This is a genomic window from Gordonia sp. LUNF6 (assembly GCF_047041125.1).
Lineage (GTDB): Bacteria > Actinomycetota > Actinomycetes > Mycobacteriales > Mycobacteriaceae > Gordonia > Gordonia sihwensis.
On record NZ_CP178181.1, the window covers coordinates 1,007,556 to 1,021,396 of the forward strand.

The 13,841-nt window shown below is 62.4% G+C and carries 7 protein-coding genes and 3 rRNA genes; 8 read left to right on the plus strand and 2 right to left on the minus strand.

What is annotated here, in order from left to right:
- The first annotated feature begins 177 nt into the window (after positions 1-177).
- The 4 genes from ACK8HH_RS04750 to ACK8HH_RS04765 all read left to right on the plus strand — a co-directional run bounded on the left by ACK8HH_RS04750 (position 178) and on the right by ACK8HH_RS04765 (position 7,036).
- A 16S ribosomal RNA gene (locus ACK8HH_RS04750) occupies positions 178-1,699 on the plus strand.
- A 449-nt stretch (positions 1,700-2,148) separates the two neighbouring features.
- A 23S ribosomal RNA gene (locus ACK8HH_RS04755) occupies positions 2,149-5,289 on the plus strand.
- 176 nt (positions 5,290-5,465) lie between these two features.
- A 5S ribosomal RNA gene (gene rrf, locus ACK8HH_RS04760) occupies positions 5,466-5,582 on the plus strand.
- The 16S, 23S and 5S rRNA genes sit together here, the layout of an rRNA operon.
- A 719-nt stretch (positions 5,583-6,301) precedes the next feature.
- Entirely contained in the window at positions 6,302-7,036 is a 735-nt protein-coding gene (locus tag ACK8HH_RS04765) for a TetR/AcrR family transcriptional regulator (protein WP_006897595.1), read from the plus strand.
- Here ACK8HH_RS04765 and ACK8HH_RS04770 read toward each other — a convergent pair.
- Positions 6,981-8,402 (minus strand): amino acid permease, encoded by a 1,422-nt coding sequence (locus tag ACK8HH_RS04770; RefSeq protein ID WP_006897594.1) that lies wholly within the window; start codon positions 8,400-8,402, stop codon positions 6,981-6,983. The genes ACK8HH_RS04765 and ACK8HH_RS04770 overlap by 56 nt on opposite strands.
- Positions 8,403-8,443: 41 nt before the next feature.
- On the opposite strand from ACK8HH_RS04770, the gene ACK8HH_RS04775 reads away from it, so the two are divergent.
- The gene (locus ACK8HH_RS04775) at positions 8,444-8,941 is read left to right on the plus strand and encodes a GNAT family N-acetyltransferase (protein WP_062368117.1); all 498 of its coding nucleotides are present in this window, start codon (positions 8,444-8,446) and stop codon (positions 8,939-8,941) included.
- Between the two features lie 23 nt (positions 8,942-8,964).
- Here ACK8HH_RS04775 and ACK8HH_RS04780 read toward each other — a convergent pair whose 3' ends face one another.
- Entirely contained in the window at positions 8,965-10,731 is a 1,767-nt protein-coding gene (locus tag ACK8HH_RS04780; protein WP_006897592.1) for a BCCT family transporter, read from the minus strand.
- 377 nt (positions 10,732-11,108) lie between these two features.
- Here ACK8HH_RS04780 and ACK8HH_RS04785 point away from each other — a divergent pair, with 377 nt between their 5' ends.
- From ACK8HH_RS04785 to ACK8HH_RS04795, 3 genes are all read left to right on the plus strand, one after another.
- A complete protein-coding gene (locus ACK8HH_RS04785; protein ID WP_231875779.1) occupies positions 11,109-11,690 on the plus strand; it encodes a hypothetical protein in 582 nt (193 codons plus the stop codon).
- Positions 11,691-11,764: 74 nt separating this feature from the next.
- Positions 11,765-12,352, plus strand: a complete 588-nt coding sequence (locus ACK8HH_RS04790) for a copper chaperone PCu(A)C (protein ID WP_006897590.1) — start codon at positions 11,765-11,767, stop codon at positions 12,350-12,352.
- Positions 12,349-13,566 (plus strand): Dyp-type peroxidase, encoded by a 1,218-nt coding sequence (locus ACK8HH_RS04795; protein ID WP_278126442.1) that lies wholly within the window; start codon positions 12,349-12,351, stop codon positions 13,564-13,566. Before ACK8HH_RS04790 ends, ACK8HH_RS04795 begins: the two co-directional genes overlap by 4 nt.
- Positions 13,567-13,841: the final 275 nt, after the last annotated feature.

Consider the following 13,841-nt stretch of genomic DNA (forward strand, 5'->3'; position numbering starts at 1 on the left):
TTGTGCCACTAATTTTTTTTGTTTTGTGGCGTGGGAGATTTTTGGACAGATTGTGCTTGCCGGCCCTTTTGGGGGTTGGTGAGTGTTTTGGATGAATTTTTTACCATGTCAGTTTTTTGGATTTGGTCAGGTTCTGTTTTCTGGCTTTGTGTTGAAATCTTGTGGTTTCTGCATTTTTTGTTGGAGAGTTTGATCCTGGCTCAGGACGAACGCTGGCGGCGTGCTTAACACATGCAAGTCGAACGGAAAGGCCCAGCTTGCTGGGTACTCGAGTGGCGAACGGGTGAGTAACACGTGGGTGATCTGCCCTGGACTCTGGGATAAGCCTGGGAAACTGGGTCTAATACCGGATAGGACCACTGATTGCATGGTTGGTGGTGGAAAGCTTTTGCGGTTCAGGATGGGCCCGCGGCCTATCAGCTTGTTGGTGGGGTAATGGCCTACCAAGGCGACGACGGGTAGCCGACCTGAGAGGGTGATCGGCCACACTGGGACTGAGACACGGCCCAGACTCCTACGGGAGGCAGCAGTGGGGAATATTGCACAATGGGCGCAAGCCTGATGCAGCGACGCCGCGTGAGGGATGACGGCCTTCGGGTTGTAAACCTCTTTCGCTAGGGACGAAGCGTAAGTGACGGTACCTGGAGAAGAAGCACCGGCCAACTACGTGCCAGCAGCCGCGGTAATACGTAGGGTGCGAGCGTTGTCCGGAATTACTGGGCGTAAAGAGCTCGTAGGCGGTTTGTCGCGTCGTCTGTGAAATTCTGCAACTCAATTGCAGGCGTGCAGGCGATACGGGCAGACTTGAGTACTACAGGGGAGACTGGAATTCCTGGTGTAGCGGTGAAATGCGCAGATATCAGGAGGAACACCGGTGGCGAAGGCGGGTCTCTGGGTAGTAACTGACGCTGAGGAGCGAAAGCGTGGGGAGCGAACAGGATTAGATACCCTGGTAGTCCACGCCGTAAACGGTGGGTACTAGGTGTGGGGCTCATTTCACGAGTTCCGTGCCGTAGCTAACGCATTAAGTACCCCGCCTGGGGAGTACGGCCGCAAGGCTAAAACTCAAAGGAATTGACGGGGGCCCGCACAAGCGGCGGAGCATGTGGATTAATTCGATGCAACGCGAAGAACCTTACCTGGGTTTGACATACACCAGAAAGCCGTAGAGATACGGCCCCCCTTTGTGGTTGGTGTACAGGTGGTGCATGGCTGTCGTCAGCTCGTGTCGTGAGATGTTGGGTTAAGTCCCGCAACGAGCGCAACCCTTGTCCTGTATTGCCAGCGGGTTATGCCGGGGACTTGCAGGAGACTGCCGGGGTCAACTCGGAGGAAGGTGGGGATGACGTCAAGTCATCATGCCCCTTATGTCCAGGGCTTCACACATGCTACAATGGCGCGTACAGAGGGCTGCGAGACCGTGAGGTGGAGCGAATCCCTTAAAGCGCGTCTCAGTTCGGATTGGGGTCTGCAACTCGACCCCATGAAGTCGGAGTCGCTAGTAATCGCAGATCAGCAACGCTGCGGTGAATACGTTCCCGGGCCTTGTACACACCGCCCGTCACGTCATGAAAGTCGGTAACACCCGAAGCCGGTGGCCTAACCCTTGTGGAGGGAGCTGTCGAAGGTGGGATCGGCGATTGGGACGAAGTCGTAACAAGGTAGCCGTACCGGAAGGTGCGGCTGGATCACCTCCTTTCTAAGGAGCAAACAACACGTCGATGCTGGTGCCGAATGTGTATCGGGTCGGTGTTTGTTCATGGGTGAAACACAAGAAACCATCATTTGTTTGTCGGTGGCCTGCGAGATGCGGGCGGGCCGGCGGGTGGTCGACCGTGAGTGATTGCGGTTGTGGACGAAGCACACTATCGGGGTTCTGAGGGAACACGCGTTCTGCGCGGGTTGTCTTGGTGCTCACTGTTTTCCGCCTCGAGTGTGGGGTGTTGGGGGTGGTGGGTGTGTGTTGTTTGAGAAGTGCATAGTGGATGCGAGCATCTAGCCCGGCAGCATTTGTTGTTGTTGGGTTTGTGTGTTCTGCAATTTCGATTCTGGTTTGTGCGATCGCGTGTTGTGATCGTTGTTTTTGTTTGTTGTCCGCATTCGCGCCTCGGGCACTGTTTGGTGTGTGGGGTGTGTTTGTGGGTGTTGTTGTAAGTGTTTGAGGGCGTTCGGTGGATGCCTTGGTACCAGGAGCCGATGAAGGACGTGGTAGGCCGCGATAGTCCTCGGGGAGTTGTCAAACGAGCTGTGATCCGAGGGTGTCCGAATGGGGAAACCCAGCACCAGTGATGTGGTGTTACCCACTCGTGAATGTATAGCGGGTGTGGAGGGAACGTGGGGAAGTGAAACATCTCAGTACCCACAGGAAGAGAAAACAAGTGTGATTCCGTGAGTAGTGGCGAGCGAAAGCGGAGGAGGCTAAACCATGCGTATGTGATACTCGGCAGGGGTTGTGCGTGTGGGGTTGTGGGGTGATCGTTCATCGTGCTGCCGTGCGGTGGGTCAGTGATAAATCGACATGTTAGGTGAAGTGGCCTGGAATGGTCTGCCGTAGTGGGTGAGAGTCCCGTAGCTGAAAGCGTGTTGACTGGCTTCGATTGTTCCCAAGTAGCAGCGGGCTCGTGGAATCTGCTGTGAATCTGCCGGGACCACCCGGTAAGCCTAAATACTTTCTGGTGACCGATAGCGGACTAGTACCGTGAGGGAAAGGTGAAAAGTACCCCGGGAGGGGAGTGAAATAGTACCTGAAACCGGACGCTTACAATCCGTCAGAGCCTGCGCACCTTTGGGTGGTGGGTGATGGCGTGCCTTTTGAAGAATGAGCCTGCGAGTTAGTGCTCAGTGGCGAGGTTAACCCGTGTGGGGTAGCCGTAGCGAAAGCGAGTCTGAATAGGGCGTGTGAGTCGCTGGGTCTAGACCCGAAGCGGAGTGATCTACCCATGGCCAGGGTGAAGCAGCTGTAAGAGGTTGTGGAGGCCCGAACCCACTTCAGTTGAAAATGGAGGGGATGAGTTGTGGGTAGGGGTGAAAGGCCAATCAAACTCCGTGATAGCTGGTTCTCCCCGAAATGCATTTAGGTGCAGCGTTGCGTGTTTCTTACTGGAGGTAGAGCTACTGGATGGCCGATGGGCCCTATCAGGTTACTGACGTCAGCCAAACTCCGAATGCCGGTAAGTGAGAGCGTGGCAGTGAGACTGCGGGGGATAAGCTTCGTAGTCGAGAGGGAAACAGCCCAGATCGCCGGCTAAGGCCCCTAAGCGTGTACTAAGTGGAAAAGGATGTGGGGTCGCTGAGACAACCAGGAGGTTGGCTTAGAAGCAGCCACCCTTGAAAGAGTGCGTAATAGCTCACTGGTCAAGTGATTCTGCGCCGACAATTTAGCGGGGCTCAAGTACACCGCCGAAGCCGCGGCACTCACACATTTCATCCATGCCTGCCTGCGGGTGGGTGTGTAGTGGTGTGGGTGGGTAGGGGAGCGTCCTGCATCCGTGGAAGCAGCGGAGTGATCCAGTTGTGGAGGGTGTGGGAGTGAGAATGCAGGCATGAGTAGCGAAAGACAAGTGAGAAACTTGTCCGCCGGATGACCAAGGGTTCCTGGGCCAGGTTAATCCGCCCAGGGTGAGTCGGGACCTAAGGCGAGGCCGACAGGCGTAGTCGATGGACAACGGGTTGATATTCCCGTACCCGTGTATCCGCGCCCAGTGATGAATCATCTGTACTAACCATCCAAAAGCTGTCGTTGATTTCTTCGGATTTCTCTGATGGTGGCTGCGTGGGACCTTGGGTGTAGTAGTCAAGCGATGGGGTGACGCAGGAAGGTAGCCGGGCCAACTGGTGGAATAGTTGGTGTAAGCCTGTAGGGTGAGACATAGGCAAATCCGTGTCTTTTTGAGCCTGAGAGGTGATGCGTAGCCGTTGTGGTGAATTCGGTGATCCTATGCTGTCGAGAAAAGCCTCTAGTGAGTTGGTACACGGCCCGTACCCCAAACCGACACAGGTGGTCAGGTAGAGAATACTAAGGCGATCGAGTGAACTGTGGTTAAGGAACTCGGCAAATTGCCCCCGTAACTTCGGGAGAAGGGGGACCACGACCGGTGATCACTTTTTCGGTGTGAGCTGGTGGTGGTCGCAGAGACCAGAGAGAAGCGACTGTTTACTAAAAACACAGGTCCGTGCGAAGTCGTAAGACGATGTATACGGACTGACGCCTGCCCGGTGCTGGAAGGTTAAGAGGACCGGTTAATCATCTTTCGGGGTGGTGAAGCTGAGAATTTAAGCCCCAGTAAACGGCGGTGGTAACTATAACCATCCTAAGGTAGCGAAATTCCTTGTCGGGTAAGTTCCGACCTGCACGAATGGCGTAACGACTTCTCTGCTGTCTCAACCACAGGCTCGGCGAAATTGCAGTACGAGTAAAGATGCTCGTTACGCGCGGCAGGACGAAAAGACCCCGGGACCTTCACTATAGCTTGGTATTGGTGTTCGGTGCGGTTTGTGTAGGATAGGTGGGAGACTGTGAAGCCGGCACGCTAGTGTGGGTGGAGTCGTTGTTGAAATACCACTCTGATCGTATTGGGCTTCTAACCTCGGACCCTGATCGGGTTCAGGGACAGTGCCTGGTGGGTAGTTTAACTGGGGCGGTTGCCTCCTAAAGTGTAACGGAGGCGCCCAAAGGTTCCCTCAGCCTGGATGGCAATCAGGTGTTGAGTGTAAGTGCACAAGGGAGCTTGACTGTGAGACGTACATGTCGAGCAGGGACGAAAGTCGGGACTAGTGATCCGGCACCGGCGTGTGGAAGCGGTGTCGCTCAACGGATAAAAGGTACCCCGGGGATAACAGGCTGATCTTCCCCAAGAGTCCATATCGACGGGATGGTTTGGCACCTCGATGTCGGCTCGTCGCATCCTGGGGCTGGAGTAGGTCCCAAGGGTTGGGCTGTTCGCCCATTAAAGCGGCACGCGAGCTGGGTTTAGAACGTCGTGAGACAGTTCGGTCTCTATCCGCCGCGCGCGTGTAGAAACTTGAGGAAACCTGTCCCTAGTACGAGAGGACCGGGACGGACGAACCTCTGGTGTGCCAGTTGTTCCGCCAGGAGCACTGCTGGTTAGCTACGTTCGGAAGGGATAACCGCTGAAAGCATCTAAGCGGGAAGCCTGTTCCAAGATGAGGTTTCTCACCCACCTTCGGGTGGGGTAAGGCCCCCTACAGATGATGGGGTTGATAGGCCGGAACTGTACGCACAGTAATGTGTTCAGGTGACCGGTACTAATCGGCCGAGGACTTACCAACAACACTCACCAACAAGTCTTTTTTCGGATTCAACGAATCACGAGGTTGTGTGAGTCGGTTTCGGTGATTGTTACACGCACACAGAATGTTTGCTCGTTCATCCACTATGTACTTCTGAAACAACACACAAACCACAACCCTGGTGAGGGATTGTGGTGTGGATGGTTTCATATTGTTACGGCGGCTATAGCGGTGGGGAAACGCCCGGTCCCATTCCGAACCCGGAAGCTAAGCCCACCTGCGCCGATGGTACTGCACTGTAATGGGTGTGGGAGAGTAGGACACCGCCGAACACAACTTGTTGAGCCCCGATCAGACACCGTCTGATCGGGGCTCAACCCATTTCCCGGGACGTGCCCCCCGGCGAGTGTTGTCTGGGGTACGGCGCGCCTGACAGACCGCGAACGCGCACTCTTCAGGCTGGTTGAGCGAGCGAAGCGAGTCGAAACCACCACACGACGGGCAGGCTGGTCTCGATACGCCGTGCTCGCTACGCTCACCCACCTACTCGACAAACCTCGAGGGGCCGTCTTTTCCAGTCCGGTCGAGCGCGCACCCCTCTTAGGCTGGTTGAGCGAGCGAAGCGAGTCGAAACCACCACACGCGAGCAGAGTGGTCTCGATACGGCGTGCTCGCTACGCTCACCCACCTACTCGACAAACCTCGAGGGACCGTCTTTTCCAGGCCGGCTGAGCGAGCACCCCCTTAGGCTGGTTGAGCGAGCGAAGCGAGTCGAAACCACCACACGACGGGCAGAGTCGTGTCGATACGACGTGCTCGCTACGCTCGCCCGCCTACTCGACAAACCTCGAGGGACCGTCTTCCCGCAGGCTGGTTGAGCGAGCGAAGCGAGTCGAAACCACCGCACACGACGGGAGAGTGGTCTCGATACGGCGTGCTCGCTACGCTCACCCGCCTACTCGACCAACCTCGGGAGACCGGGCACAGCGCGACTCCCTCTCTCCGTGCTCGGTGGCTTTCGGAGTCTGAGGCCGACACTACCATTGGTGGCATGGCCATCAGCAGGCCCGCGGAGAGCGGAGCAGAAGTCGTCACGAAGGCACCCCGGGCCCGGATGACCGGGGCTCAGCGTCGACTGCAGCTCATCGAGGTGGCGCGGGGGCTGTTCGCCGAACGTGGCTTCGAGGGAACGTCGATCGAGGAGATCGCGCAGCGTGCCGGTGTGTCGAAGCCCATCGTCTACGAGCATTTCGGCGGCAAGGAAGGTCTCTACGCCGTCGTCGTCGACCGCGAGATGGAGACCCTGCTGGAAATGGTCACGTCCTCGCTCACGAAGAATCGGTCGCTGTATCGGATTCAGCAGGTCGCGCTGGCGTTGCTGACCTACATGGAGGAGCGGACCGACGGGTTCCGCATCCTGGTCCGAGGAGAGTCGACCAGCGGGGGCGAGGACACTCGCTATTCGAGCCTGCTGAACGACGCGATCAGCCAGGTGGAACACATTCTCGCCGGGGACTTCGAGCGGCGCGGATTCGATCCCGCGCTGGCGCCTCTCTACGCGCAGGCGCTGGTGGGCATGGTCTCAGTGACCGCACAGTGGTGGCTCGACGTCCGGCAGCCGGAGAAGGAGGTGGTGGCCGCGCATCTGGTGAATCTGTGCTGGAACGGCCTCACGCGGCTCGATCCCGAGCCGATGCTCGTCGACGCGGAGTACAAAGAGCCGACGCAGCCTACCGTGCACCCGGCGCTCGCCGACTCGGCTGCGTCGAACGACGACGATAAGTGACTGCTCCGGCAGTCCAGAGAACGGTCACCAGAACGGCGGTCGAGATCACCTGACCGCGAACCGACGGGGTCACGATTGCCAGCACCGTGATAGCGACCAGAGCTATCAGCGTGAGCCACGACAGGTACGGATACCCCCACATCTTCAGCGGCAGCGGCGTTCCGTCTCGCTCGGCGCGTCTGCGCAGCACGATCTGGGCGCAGGTGATCGCGAGCCACGTGACGAGCAGCGTCGAGCCGACCACCGATAGGAGACGGTCGAGAACCTGATCGCCCCAGAAGTAGGTCGCGGGCACTGCGAGGAAGCCGAACACGGTGCTGGCGAGCAGCGCGGGGACGGGAACCGCACGGGAGGAGACCCGCCGCGCCGACCGCGGCGCCATCCGTCGCACCGACAGGGAGAACAGCATCCGCGACGCGCCGTAGAGGTTGACGTTCATCGACGACAGCAGCGCGACGACGATGATGGCGCCCATCGTGGCGGCGACCGCCGGAAGGCCGGTCTGTTCGAGTACGCCGACGAACGGCGATTCGCGGATGCGCGGGTCGTCTGCCGGCAGGACGAGCATGATCACCGCCACCGATCCCACGTAGAAGACCAGGATGCGCCAGACGATGGTCCGGATGGCTTTCGTGACGCTCGGACCGGGATCGTCGGTCTCCGCGGCGGCGACGGCGATGATCTCGATTCCGCCGAAAGCGAACGCGATCACCAGAAGTGCGGCCGTGACACCGCCGATGCCGTGCGGGAGGAAGTCGCCGGCGTTGGCGAGTCCAGGAGACGGCTCGGACATCCAGCCGAAGAGGTAGGCCGCTCCGATCACCAGGAAGAGCACGATGAACGTCACCTTGATCAACGACAGCCAGAACTCCAGCTCGCCGAAGTTCGACACTCCGGTCAGATTGAGCACGCTGAATACGGTCATGAAGACCAGCGCCCACGCCCAGACGGGCAGCAGACCGACGAGTGCGTTGAGTCCTTCCGCCGCCGCGAGCGACTCGGCTGCGACCACGATTGTCATCTGGACCCACCACAGCCAGCCCATCATGAAGCCGGCTCCGGGTCCGAGAGCTTTGCCGACGTAGTAGGAGAACGCGCCGGGATTCGGATCGGCCGCCGCGAGTTCGCCCAGCATCCGCATCACCGAGACGATGATGACGCCGACGATGGCGTACGAGACGAGTGCCGCGGGTCCGGCGAGCGCGATGCCTTCTCCGGACCCGACGAACAGTCCCGCGCCGATGGCGGATCCGAGGCTCATCATCACGAGGTGGCGTGGCTTCAGCCCCGTCTTGAGGCGGTCGGCTCCGTGGTCCTCGACGTCCTCCTCGCGGACCTCGATAGGTTCTGACTCGTTATCGCCCACCAGTCGAGCGTAGTTGCCCGGCGGTGCGGCAAGATCAGCACATGCTGACCGTTCGCCCGGCGACGTCCGACGACTGCGAGGCCGTTGCCGACATCTACCGGTATTACGTCGAGAACTCCACTGCGACGTTCGACCTCGAGGCGCCCTCCGTCGCGCAGTGGCGGACCAGACTCGAGACGAGTGTTGCCGCGGGACGCCCGTTCCTCGTGGCCGGCGCACCCGGCGAGGTGGTCGGTTACGCCTGTCTCGGCGTGTATCGGGGAAAGGCGGGCTGGAGTTGGACCGCCGAGGACAGCATCTACCTTCGGCCCGAGGCGGCGGGCCGGGGGACGGGCAAGCACCTGCTGCGCGCGTTGATCAACGCGGCGGACCCGGCGGTGACGCGCACCATCATGGCCGTGGTCTCCGAGGACGTTCCGGACTCGATCGCGCTGCACACGAAGGTCGGTTTCGTCGAAGTGGGTCGCACACCCGGTGTCGGGCGCAAGTTCGACCGCTGGATCGGCTGCGTCTACCTGCAGTACACGATCGGGCCATAGATCGCCCGAAGGCCCAGTACGGTCTACTCGCGGTGCTTCGGGCCGAAACGCTCGGGTCGCCACCCGCCCCGGGTCCGGCTCAGGCGGTAGTCGATGCGGTCGTCGACATAATCGCGCAGGGCCGGCTCGTCCGGCATCGTGCTGAAGACCTCGCCCGCGATGTGCGACGTCGCGGCCTCCAACCGCTGTGCCTGAGCGGCCCGCCGCAGTTTGTCGTGCTCGAATCGCAGACCCCGCACGGTCGCAAAGCACATCATCGCGAGGATCACGCTGAACGGCAGGGCCGTGGCCAGCGACGCGGCCTGCAGCGACCGCAGTCCGCCCGCGAGCAGGAGAGCGATCGCGACGACGCCCTCGAGCGACGCCCAGAGCACGCGGGACCACACCGGCGGATTGGGGTGGCCGCCCGAGGCGAGCATGTCGACGACCAGTGAGCCGGAATCGGAGGAGGTGATGAAGAAGACGGCCACCAGGACGATCCCGAGGATCGAGAAGACCGTGCCGAGCGGCATGTCCGACAGCACGTGGAACAGCGATCCCTCGGGCGAGACCTTGCCGTCCTCCACCAGGTCACCCTCGCCGAAGAACTGCCGGTGCAGGCCCGTACCACCGAGCACCGAGAACCAGACGAATCCGACCAGAGTCGGCACGATCAGGCATCCGGCGATGAACTCGCGCACTGTCCGCCCGCGCGAGATCCGGGCGATGAACACGCCGACGAAAGGCGCCCAGGCGATCCACCAGCCCCAATAGAAGATCGTCCAGTCGCTGAGCCAGTCCTGTGCCTCCTGGCCCTGGAACGCTCCGACGTCGAGCGTCATGTTGAACAGGTTGGCGAAGTAGACGCCGATCGACTGCACGAAGTTGCGCAGAAGAAAGAGAGTGGGACCGATCAGCAGCATCGCGATCACCAGCAGTCCGGCGATCGACAGGTTGATGTTCGACAACCACTTGATTCCGGTGCCCAGACCGCTCACCACCGACAGGGTCGCCAGGAAGGTGATGGCGACGATGAGGATCACCAGGAGGGTGTTGTCGACGGAGTCGATGACGCCGATCGACTGCATGCCCGCTGAGATCTGCTGCACGCCGAGCCCCAGCGACGTGGCGACGCCGAAGACCGTGCCGAAGATGGCGAGAATGTCGATGAGGTCGCCTGCCCAGCCCTTCACCCGATCGCCGAGCAGCGGTTCGAGCGCCCACCGGATCGACACCGGTCGCCCGCGGCGGTGGATCGCGTATGCCAGCGCGAGCCCGATCACCGCGTACACCGCCCACGGGTGCAGACCCCAGTGAATGAATGTCTGGGCCATCGCCAGACCGGCGATGTCCTCCTGGCTACCGCTCCAGCCGGGTTTCGGTTGCACGGTCGCATATGTGAGTGGCTCACCGACGCCGTAGAAGACCAGTCCGATGCCCATTCCGGCGGCGAACAGCATGCAGAACCAGCTCACCCTGCCGAACTCGGGAGCCTCATCGGGTCTGCCCAGCCGGATGCGGCCGAGCCTGGAGAAGCACAGCGCGACCGCGAACACCACGAAACACGCGATGATCAGCATGTAGTACCAGCCCAGGTTCGAGACGATCCAGTTCTGGACATCGGTGAAGACTTCGCTCGTCTGGTCGGGGAACGCGACGGCGAGAGCGCTCACCGCGACGATCACGATCAGTGCCGGCCAGAACACCGCCGGAGCGATTCCACCGCGGCCGAGCCGGACTCCCTGGCGCTTGAGCTTCTCGGTGATCTCCTCATCGGTGTCGTTCTCGCCGACGTGCCAGTGGTGGGGCACCGGTGCAACGCCCGGAGATACGGATGTCGCCTCTTTTGTGTACGGGTCGATCAAGACTGCGCCGTCCAAGAGCACGGCGGCTGTGTCCGTCCCGTGCTCAGTGTCCGTCCCGTGCTCTGTGTCCGTCCCGTGCTCTGTGTCCGTCCCCCGTGGTTCGCTGTCAGCATTCTCCCGTTCGTCAGACATGCACTCCACGATCGGTGGCGAACGCCGATGATTCAAACCGAGGCGGCGATCGCCGAGGTCAGGCAGCGTGTCCGACGGCCGGGTCGACGACGGTCCGGTCGACGAGCGCGTCGACGACGAGCAGTCGCGCGCAAGAGCCGCGAAGGGCGGCCGACTCGGCCGGTACGACCTCCGGTAGTACCCTTGACGACGTGCTGATTCGCCCGACGCCGACCGGTGCGCAGGTCCCCGCGACCGCGCACGGGTTCCTGGCATCGGTGGTCTCGCTCATCCTGGGTGTCGCGGCCCACTCGATCGGCGGTGGGCACCTTCCCACGACGGCGCAGTCCGCGGTGCTCCTCGGCCTGGCGCTCGGGGTCGGACTGGTCCGCGCCGCTCAGGTGCGATCGGTGGAGCGAGCACGGGCTCGCGGCCGGATCGGCATCTCTGCGACCGGCGCGTTGGTCGCGCTGTCCGCGGGCCAGGCGACCGCTCACGGAGTGCTGTCGCTGATGGCAGGGCACGCGGGACACGGAACCGGCGTGACGCCCGGGCCGTTGATGCTGTTCTGGCACGCACTCGCCGTCCCCGCCGCGGCTGCCGTGCTCTTCGTCGCCGAGCAACTGAGCCGGGCGTACGGCAACAGCGTGTCCCATGTCTGGCGGTTGGTGAGCACGCGGGTGTGTCTCGACCCCGCTTTCGTCGTCATCCGCGCCGACCGGCACGCTGCCGCGCTCCGGCCCGCGCCGATGGTCGCCTCCGCCGCGGTCCGCGGTCCTCCTTCGCTGGTCTGAACCCCATCCGACACCACCCCGGCGGTCTCATCCGATCGCGGGGTATCAGACTCTGCACGAAAGAGACATCACTCATGGCGATAAGCCGTACCCTCATCCGTTCGCTCGGCCTCACCGCCGCAGCCCTGCTGTCCTTCGTCGTCGTGGCCTGCGGCAGCGACGACTCCTCCGCACCGGCCTCCGATTCGATCACCGTCTCCGACCAATGGGTCAAGGCCGCCGAATCGGGAATGACCGCCGCCTTCGGGACCATCGCCAACTCGTCCGACCACGACATCCGCATCGTGTCGGCGCACACCGACCTCGCCCGCACCACCGAGATGCACGAAGTGGTCGACAACGGCTCCGGCGGCACCACGATGCGCCAGAAGGACGGCGGCTTCCTCGTCCCGGCGAAGTCGTCGATCACGCTGTCGCCGGGCGCTGAGCACTTCATGCTCATGGATGTCACCAGGCCGATCACGACCGGACAGAACGTCGCGTTCACGATCCGCTTCGAGGACGGCTCCACCAAGACCTTCGACGCTCTCGCCCGAGACTTCGACGGCAATCAGGAGAATTACGCGCCCGGCGGGGACACTGACCACCCGGACATGGACCACGGTACGGCCGGGCACGACATGCAGCAGTCCGAGTCGGCGCACGCCGACTCGCATCAGTGACTGAGCAGCGGACTGGTCGCGTCTCGCGCCGTACCCTCCTCGCCGGCGGAGCGGGCCTGGCGGGCATCGGCATCGGGGCGGCCGCGGTGGGCGTCGGGCGAGAGTTCTCCTCGCCCGACCCCGCCGCGGGTTCCGGCCTGACGCCGTTCTACGGCACGCATCAGTCCGGCATCGTGACCCCGGCTCAGTCGCACGCTCAATTCGTCGGCCTGGATCTCGTCGACCCGACCGACGTCGACACTTTCGCGGGGGTCCTTCGCCTGTGGACGCAGGACGCGTCGAGGCTCACCCGTGCCGAGCCGAGCCTGTCCGACACCGAGCCCGAACTCGCGGTGCTGCCGTGCAACCTGACGGTCACCGTCGGTCTCGGTGACCGGGTGTTCCGGGCGCCGGCTCTCGCGCCTCTGCGGCCGTCATGGCTCGCGCCGCTCCCGCCCTTCTCGATCGACCGGCTGGATCCGCGGTGGGGACAGACTGATCTGCTTCTGCAGATCGGCGCCGACGACCCCGTGGCCCTCGCACATGCGACGCGCATGCTGACCTCGTCGGTCCGCCGCAGTGTGCGGGTCCGGTGGGTGCAGCGGGGGTTTCGCAACAGTCCGGGAATGGCGCCGGGCACGATGCGCAACCTGTTCGGACAGGTGGACGGCACCGTCCAGCCGAGCCCCGACGACTACGGCTCCCTTCTCTGGGACGACGGGCGCGAACAGCCCTGGATGGCCGGCGGGACGAGCCTGGTGTTGCGGCGCATCGCGATGCACATGGACACCTGGGAGGCGCTCGATCGCCGGGGGCGGGAGCTCTCCACAGGTCGCACCCTCGACAACGGCGCACCGCTGACCGGGCGCTACGAGTCCGACGATCCTGATTTCGAAGCCTCACGCGGCGGCATCCCGGTGATCCCGCCGTCGTCGCACATCGCGCGGGCGCATCGTCGGGCGCCGGACGAGCAGTTCATCCGTCGCGGGTTCAATTACGACGACCCGCCCGAGGCGGGCTCGGCGGACACGTCCAACAGCGGGCTGATCTTCGCCGCGTATCAGCGGGATCCGGTCAAGCAGTACATTCCGGTTCAGCGGCGCCTGGACGAACACGACGACCTGAATGAGTGGACGACGCCCATCGGCTCCTCGGTGTACGCGATTCTGCCCGGCGCCGCTCCTTCGCGCCCGCTCGGCGCATCGCTGCTCGCGGCCGCCGGTCGGTCGGGGTGAAGGAGGGGGAGCGGTGCCCTCCCCAGGCTCGTCGAGAGGGCCCGGCGCGCAGTGCCCTCCCCAGGTTCGTCGAGTAGCCTCGGCGCGCGGTGCCCTCCCCAGGTTCGTCGAGTAGCCTCGGCGCGCGGTGCCCTCCCCAGGCTCGTCGAGTAGCCTCGGCGCGCAGCGCCGCGGCGTATCGAGACCGTGTCAGGCGGCCTGCGCGGTCTCGATGCGCCTCGTCGCTCCGCTCCTCGACTTACTCGACGAGCCTGGGGGACCGACAAGCCCGGGAC